The following is a 1,569-nucleotide window of genomic DNA, read 5'->3' as shown; positions in this document are numbered from 1 at the left end:
CGGAATGCCTTTTATTTTGTCTCCACCTACGCTAGCGCTACGATTCCGACAAAACAACGGCCCTACGCCTTCTGGGGACTACCAGCCCTCGCGTTCGCTCTCCATGGCTGGCAGCGAATGATCAATAAATCCCCTTCAGATGTCTGTATCCACTTCCCAAAAGAAACCGGCAAATGATCACTAACCGCCATATTATTAATCGGTATCGCTACTTGATGTAGTAATTCATCAGTCTGAGGATCATGTATGCTCAGTTGTAATATCTCATTACCCAATAGGACATTACCACTGTTCACAATCAAGGCATCCAGTAGAATGGGATTTTGCGTACCCGCTTGAGTGATTGGAGGCTGAATAGCAAGTGTTCCAGCAAACGACGTAGTGGTTTGTATGCTTGTATTAACCTGATTTTCGGCCAGAACCACAGCTGTTGGAAGTGATCTGCTTATAGTGTCTGGTTCAACTAACCGAAGAACAAGCTGATAGATTCCTGGAGCATGCTGTGCTGTAGACCATGGAATGGTCAGCACTTTGTTTTCTTGCTTATCAAAAGAAAAGTGACTTTCAATTTCGGTTGTTCCAGACAAATACGGTGTTACCGTGGCTACGACTTCACCACTGGCATTTACTATATCACCGATAATTAAAGCCTCGCTCGGCTGATCGGTTAAATTTGCCACCACAGTTTCAAATAAACGAATTTCATTTGCACCTGCCGTCTCGAGAGGAGCATTCAAATCAACAATCTGGAACTGATCTCCAATACTTGAGGTTAACGGCGTTAAAATTAAATCCAGTGTATAACTGCCATGACTAGAAATTGTCACTTGCTGCTCTGTTTCAAGATAACCCGTAGCAAATGCCTGCACAGTAAAAACTAATTCAGATACATCATTCAATACAAACTGACCTGATGAGTCACTACTTGTGCTGATAGAGCCATCAGCCAAATGCACTGTTACATCAGGTATAGGCGATCCAGTGAGACTATCTTTTATCAATCCGGTTAGAATACTACTGATCTGTCCAGTATTAGCATTAGCAGGTGGCAAGACAAAGCTTTGTTTAATTTCACCAAATCCGCTTGCAGATAATGTAAAGCTTTGGCTAGTATATCCCTCAGCTGAAATACTTAACTCTATCTCCAGTACTGTCAACTCACCAATGAAAAACTGACCTTGTTCATCGCTAATCATGTCCAGCATAGGCTCGGCTATTTCCACAATAGCACCTTGAATTGGCAGGCCACTAACGCCGTCAAGCACAACACCCAATATGGTTAAGTCATTAGGTGCTGAAACATCGCTCACAGGAAATAAAACAAGGTCACCAAGATTACCACTTAAACCAGCGGAAAATTCAAATGAAAGCGTTTGTGTTTGATATTTATTCGCACTAACCTCCGCTTGATAACTCCCTCTGGGCAATGAAACCAGTGTGAAATTTCCGTTGCTATCACTGCTAACTGATGCACCATCAGTCAAACTGAAATGTGCACTTACCAAAGGTCAGAGCACCTGACCTCTACCTTTACATAAATCCCCCCAGTTAAGTATTAAATTACATTAA

1 protein-coding gene is annotated in these 1,569 nt (G+C 42.4%); it reads right to left on the bottom strand.

The window, feature by feature from the left end:
• Positions 1-62: 62 nt before the first annotated feature.
• Positions 63-1,505 (bottom strand): carboxypeptidase regulatory-like domain-containing protein, encoded by a 1,443-nt coding sequence (locus CDZ78_RS20180; protein ID WP_087871553.1) that lies wholly within the window; start codon positions 1,503-1,505, stop codon positions 63-65.
• Positions 1,506-1,569: the final 64 nt, after the last annotated feature.

The organism is Bathymodiolus platifrons methanotrophic gill symbiont, assembly GCF_002189065.1.
Classification (GTDB): Bacteria; Pseudomonadota; Gammaproteobacteria; order Methylococcales; family Methylomonadaceae; genus Methyloprofundus.
This window is presented reverse-complemented; position numbering and strand designations above follow the sequence as displayed.